The organism is Corynebacterium sp. (assembly GCF_030152825.1).
Classification (GTDB): domain Bacteria; phylum Actinomycetota; class Actinomycetes; order Mycobacteriales; family Mycobacteriaceae; genus Corynebacterium.
This window is the reverse complement of record NZ_JASLIP010000071.1, coordinates 1-6,087: the sequence shown is the minus strand read 5'-3', so window position 1 is coordinate 6,087 and position 6,087 is coordinate 1. Positions and strand designations below refer to the sequence as shown.

Sequence of the window (6,087 nt, the reverse complement as noted above, 5' to 3'; positions counted from 1 at the left end):
CCAGCATTGCAAGAAGGTGCTGACTGGCTATAAGGTGCCGCGGGAGTTCTTCCACGTGGCAACGCTGCCGGCTGACCAGATGGGCAAGGTACGCCGCACGGAGATGCGCGCGATCCTGGAGGAGCTGGAGCGCCGCTAGTTCGGACGCGACCGGTCAAGCGGGGGGTAGGCCGGGCGCGGCGCTGGTGTGCCGCGCACCCTGCTAGCACGGGGCTGAGCGGTGCCTGATTGGTGAGCCGCCAGATCGGGGGTTGGGAGCGGGCTTATTTACCCCCCGATGAGCGAGCCATCAGGCATAGCGGGACTTGGCATAGACGCATGCCGAAAACTGGGTGGATGCTGGGCGGATTCTCTCCGGCGCAGCGGAATGGGCGCGCACACCGCGCCTGACCTTCATCTTTGGGTTTCAAGTGCAATTGACAGAACTTACTTAGCCCTGCTTAACCACCTCCTAATCTTTCGGCGCCCGCCGGAGGTCTACTCACTTTCACTAACTTAAAAAGGAGTGGGATGAAGAAGGTCATCTCCACCACCGCGACGCTGGCACTGCTGGGCGGCGGTATGTTGTTCATTCCCCAGGCTTCCCTCGCGGAGACTACTTCCGCGTCCATGTCTCTGAGCTGCCAGGCGGTTCCCTCCACCAGCATGGCAGGGCCACAGGAATTCAGCACGGATAACGTCACCGTCAATATCGATGCGCCGAAGAGCGTTCGTATTGGCGAGGAGTTCCGCGCTGGCTTCTCCATTGACCCCGTGGAGGTCGACCTGCCCTCGCTGCCATTGAGGGCGAAAATGGAGAGCGCTAGCCGCCTGAAGCTGGACATTGCGCTGCCCGCAGGCGTGGAGTTCCTCGGTGCGGAGATCGACGAGTCGAAGTCCAACCTGAAGGGAATGAAGGTCCTCCAGGTGGATGCGGCCGGCAACCCTAGCCCCACGGGCGAGTTCCTCCGGGTGACCAGCTCCGATAACGCCACCATCGGCAATGGCCCGAACTCTAACCGCAACCGCGAGGGCGGGATCAAATACACGCTGAATGGCTCCAAGATCGACCTGCGCTTCCCGGAGATCACGCTGCGCCTCAAGGCGAAGACCGCCGGGGAGAAGGCGCTGGGCGTTCGTACCCAGGGGGAGGCGGGCACCTTCGCCCGGGACGAGAACTTCCTCACGATGCTGGGCAAAGTGTCAGCACCTTGGCCTGTTGGCACAGTCTGGGCCCCGGTGCAGTGCTCGCCCCGCGCTAGCGCTGGCGCCCCGCTGGACTCCCGCGCCGCCAAGCTGGCGAGCGTCACCGTTGAGGACGCCTCCGAGGTGGCCCTGAACCTCGAGACCACCGGCACTCCGGTCGCCGGTCAACCCGCAACACTGAGCGCTCGCCTCAAGCCCGCGGCCGAGGGCACCGTGGAGTTCACCTCCGGTTCCCTGAAGGCCAGCGCCCCAGTGGTTGATGGCGTAGCCACCTCCGAGCTGACCTTCCCCATCACGGGCGAGCACGGGGTCAAGGCCAACTTCCAGCCGAAGAACTCCGGCGAGTTCAAGCCAGCCACGGCCACCACCACGGTGACGGTCGCGGGCCAGGACGCCGCCCTGAACGTCGAGGTTCCCGAGAATGCCCCGGCGCGTTCGCGCGTGGAGGTCAAGGCCACCGTGGCGCAGGGCGCTGAAGGCACCGTCCGCTTCCGCCTTGGTGATTCGACGGTGACGGCGAGGGTCAACGAAGGTGTCGCCACCGCTGAGCTGCCCACCGGCCCGAACCCACGGCAGCAGGAGATCACCGCAGAGTTCACCCCCGCACCACGCAGCGCATTCGCGGCGGGCACGGCCAGCGCTCCGATCACGATCGATGCGGTCACCGGCACGACGATCGAGCTGAGCGCGGACCAGGCCGGCCCAGTTCGCCCCGGTCAGCCGGTCAGCATTAGCGCGACCGTCACCCCTGCCGAAAACACGGAGCGGGCGGAAGGCACCGTGGAGTTCTTGATCGACGGCGAGCGGATCACCCGCACGCTGGAGGACCACGCCACGAGCGTGGAATTCACCCCAGACCGTGAAAGCGACTTCCCGGTGGAGGCCAAGTTCATCCCGGCGGATGACACTCAAACCCCCGCCGAGGATGTGCTGACTGTGCAGGTGAAGGGGGCTACTGACACCCAGCTTGAGGTCAACGCCCCGCAGAGCGTCGAGCCTCTGGTCGAGGCCCCGACCACCGTGGCCGTGACCCCGGCGGCCGCTGGCACCGTCACCGCCGTGATCGACGGGCGCCGCATCTCCGCGGAGGTCCAGGAGGATACGGGCACCGCCACCTTGCCGCTGGTGTTCGCACGCGAAGGGGAATTCGAGGTCCCTATCACCTTCGTCCCGGCTAACCCGGCAGACGCGAAGCGGGCAGCGACCACCACGACCATCACCGTGGCTGCCCCGGCAGCGAGCGACGTCGCGATCGCCCTGAACGGGCCGGATGCCGCGGAGAAGGGCCAGAGCACGAGCTACACCGCGACCCTCACCCCAGAGGTCGGTAGCCAGCGCAGCGTGACGGGCTTCCTGGAGATCCTTATCGGCGGCAAGCTGGTCACCAAGGACGGCGAGACTGCCCGCATCCCGGTTGTCGAGGGAATCACGGAGTTCGACGTGCTGTGGAACCGTGCCGGCGCGCAAGAGTTCACTGCGGTCTTCCACAATGCCTCCGGCGAGGAGGCCTCCCCCACGGCAACGACTGTGACCGTGGCAGGCGAACCCGGCACGCCGGACGACGGGAATAACCAGAACCCCGGCGATGACAATGACAACCAGGTGACACCGGGTGGCTCCAGCTCCTCGGCGACCAACCCCTTCGCCCCGCTGATCGACTTCTTCCGCATGCTGTGGGAGTGGCTGACCTCGCTGTTCTCCGGTGGGGGTTCCTCCTCCGGCAGCTCTAGCGCGTCCCGTGACTAAGCCCTCCCCCACTCCTACACCCGCAAGGACTTTTCTATGACTCTGTTGCCTTCTCGTCGCTCGGGCCGCCTCGCCCTGGGCGCCATCACCTCCCTGTCCCTGAGTTTCACGCTGCTTTCCGCTGCCCCCATGAGTGCTGCCGCGCCGGTCAAGAAGTCGGTGCGGGTCAACCACCAGTGCGTTGAGGATAAGGGGTGGCTCTCCACGGGGTCCGGCTTGACCCTTTCACCGGATAATGTCGCCGTCGAGTACCCGGAGACCGTGCTCCCGGGCCAGACCTTCACCGTCAAGGTCCAGCCGGGCGGGATGAGCACCGGTGACAAGGACACGGGGCGGATGAAGTACGATATCGCGCTGCCGCAGGGGGTGAAGATCAGCAACCTGCGCCTCGATGGGGGCGCATCTGGGCTGAACGCAAACCCGGCGGCCGTGGTGCAGCGCGTTGATGCCTCGGGCAAGCCGAATGCCAATGGCGCTTTCGCCCGCATCTGGGATGGCGCGCACTCGGTGAATAACGGCGGCCAGGAAGACGACCGCTGGAATTGGCTTGTCAGTCGCGCGGGCCTGGCAGTGGACAGGAACAAGCCCTTCCGTCTGCCACGCATCGCCTTCGATGTCACCGCCCCACCACGGTCGGCTCAAAGAGCGTGACGGGTCTGCGCGCGGCCGGGACCGACGCGCGCCCCGCCAGCAAGGAGAATCGGGATAACACCCTCTCCATGCTCGCCCGGGCAAACGTTGCCGATGCGGTCTACTGCACCGCGGATGCCGCCAACAAGACCCTCACCAGCACCACGGTGGCCCTGCGCGATACGCAGACCGAATTCGACGAGACCTCCACCGACCTTGAGGTCACCAGCGGTGAAGCGGAGGTCACCCTGAAGGCCCTCGTCAAGGGCACGGATGGTCAGCCCATCACCGAGGGCAAGGTCGAGTTCGACCTGGGCGACGGTCAGCGCCGCACCGTGGACGTTCGCGATGGCGTCGCGGAGTGCGCTACACCTACGCCGAGCTGGCGGACCGCGAGTCCGTCAAGCACAAGATTGTGGCCCGCTACCTGGGCGTCGAGGGGCGCACGGGTGCCTCGGAGGCAACCACGACGGTGACGGTCAACCCGAAGCCGCGCACCCCGCTGAAGGCCACCGTTGACCTCACAGGCGAGGTCGACGCTACTGCCCCAGCAGACGGCAAGCTGCCGCTGAGCCTGCACGCGGCCGTCGGCGCTGAGCTGGCTGATCCGGCAGCGGACCCGGACGCTGACACCACCCTCGAGGACGGCGTGGAAGTCGTCTTCTTCAACGGTGATGAGGAAATCGGCCACGCGAAGACCGCCAACGGGGTGGCGGAACTGCAGACCACCGTGCCGGATGAGCCGGCCACGCTGCAGCTGCGCGCCGTCGTCGCCGACTTCGAGAACGAGACCCAGGAGGTCTCCGGCGCCGAGGACACGCTTGAGCTGAAGGTCGCTCCGGTGGCGAAGACCACCCTGCAACTGGACGCCGTCAAACCGGCCCTGGTCGGCGAGAAGCGGACGCTAAGCGCTCGCTACAAGGTTTCCGCAGGTTCCCCGGGAGGCGCCGAGGTGATTTTCCGTGCCAATGGGATTCGCGTGGGCACCGCGCAGACCGACGCTGAGGGCAATGCGAGCGTGGAGCACGTCTTCGAGCAGGCTGGCCTGCAGAAGATCACCGCGGAGGTCCGGGAGCGCGAGGTGGACGGCCGGGTCTTCAGCAAGGCCGTGGCAGAGACCGTCACCTTTGAGGTTCTGAACGCCAAGGAGGTGGAGACCGGAACCACGCTGACCCGCGAGGACGTCTCGGTCGACCTGGATGCAACCCCGCTGACCGGCGATGCGGTGGCGTTCACCGCGAGGGTGACCGTCGAGGGCGAGGAGGAGATCACTGAGGGAGCCACGGTCTCCTTCTTGGATGGTGAGGAGTTCCTGGGTACCGCGCCGGTCGACCCGGCTACCGGGGAGGCTCGCTTCGAGTACCGCTTCCCGACGCGCGGCGAGCACCAGATCCGCGCCGTCTTCAACGGCCAGCAGCTCATCAATGACGACGGCGTGGTCACGGCTGTTTTGAAGCCTTCCACCTCCGAGGAGCTCACCGTGGAGGTCAAGGCCCACGAGATCGAGGTTGAGGACACCCCCGGCGCTGGTGACGGCAACGACGGTGGCAACGGCAATGATCAGAACCAGGGTGGTCCGGATGGCTCCGACATGGGCTCGACCGACGGTTCTATCCTGCGCAAGCTGCTGATTGCGCTCGGTGCGATCGGCGTGATCAGTGTAGTGATCGCTGCGGTGATGCACGTCCTTCACCAGCGCTAAAGCGCCTAGTGTGAACCCAGGGTGCGGATCGACGCACTCTGGGTTTTTCTTTGCCTGGAGCCGTTGGGCTCAGCCGAGTTTGGCAGCGCCGAGGTGCCCCGGCTGCCCCGGAGGGCCAGCTCAGCAGGCGGGCGCCGTCACACGGGCGCGAAAAGACCCCCTGGCGAGGAAACACACCCTTGCTACGGGCTTTTGCCTGCTGCGTTGATTAGCATCATGAGCTTATGAGCTCATCTTTCTCTCAGGCTTCTACTACCCGCCGCCTCACCACCACCGGCGCAGTCGCCCTGGCAGTGACCACCGCCACCACGCTGGCCACCGCGCCGGCCTCCGCCGCGCCCCGCCCAGTGCAGGATCCCCAGGGCTTCATCGTCTCCCCGGCGCGCACCCAGATCAGCTTCACTCACTCCCCCACCGGCTTCATCGCCGGCACCCGCAATCAGCACGAGGCACGCCCCGGGCTGTCCATCGTGAAGCTTTACATCGCGGATTACGTGTTCAAGCACGGCACGCCCGCCGATAAGGCCCGCGCCTCCGAGATGATCCGCACCTCCAGCGATGCGATCGCCTCCCAGCTCTACCGCAAGTACCCGCAGTCCATCTCCGCGACCGCGCGGACCTACGGGCTGCGCAACACCCACTCGAACGCGCACTGGGGCTATGCCCGCACCTCCTCCTTCGACTCCATGAAGTTCGTGGAGGCCAAGAAGCGGCGCAACTACAACGACCCGGTGCTCGTCGCGATGCGGCAGGCCACCCCGCGCGCCGCCGACGGTTACGCGCAGGACTACGGCACCGCCGTCCTGCCGGGTGCGGTGGGCACG

General features: G+C 66.3%; 5 protein-coding genes. All 5 read left to right on the top strand.

Annotated elements, in window-relative coordinates:
- The first annotated feature begins 510 nt into the window (after nt 1–510).
- Nucleotides 511–2,931 (top strand): Ig-like domain repeat protein, encoded by a 2,421-nt coding sequence (locus Q1V78_RS07855; protein WP_300613352.1) that lies wholly within the window; start codon nt 511–513, stop codon nt 2,929–2,931.
- 36 nt (nt 2,932–2,967) lie between these two features.
- Nucleotides 2,968–3,582, top strand: a complete 615-nt coding sequence (locus Q1V78_RS07850; protein WP_300613350.1) for a hypothetical protein — start codon at nt 2,968–2,970, stop codon at nt 3,580–3,582.
- On the top strand, nt 3,579–4,037 hold the full coding sequence (locus tag Q1V78_RS07845) for a hypothetical protein (RefSeq protein ID WP_300613348.1): 459 nt from the start codon (nt 3,579–3,581) through the stop codon (nt 4,035–4,037). The genes Q1V78_RS07850 and Q1V78_RS07845 overlap by 4 nt, the downstream gene beginning before the upstream one ends.
- On the top strand, nt 3,923–5,263 hold the full coding sequence (locus Q1V78_RS07840; protein ID WP_300613346.1) for an Ig-like domain-containing protein: 1,341 nt from the start codon (nt 3,923–3,925) through the stop codon (nt 5,261–5,263). The genes Q1V78_RS07845 and Q1V78_RS07840 overlap by 115 nt, the downstream gene beginning before the upstream one ends.
- 224 nt (nt 5,264–5,487) lie before the next feature.
- Nucleotides 5,488–6,087 (top strand): hypothetical protein (locus Q1V78_RS07835; RefSeq protein ID WP_300613344.1); only part of this gene is annotated, 600 nt, incomplete at its 3' end.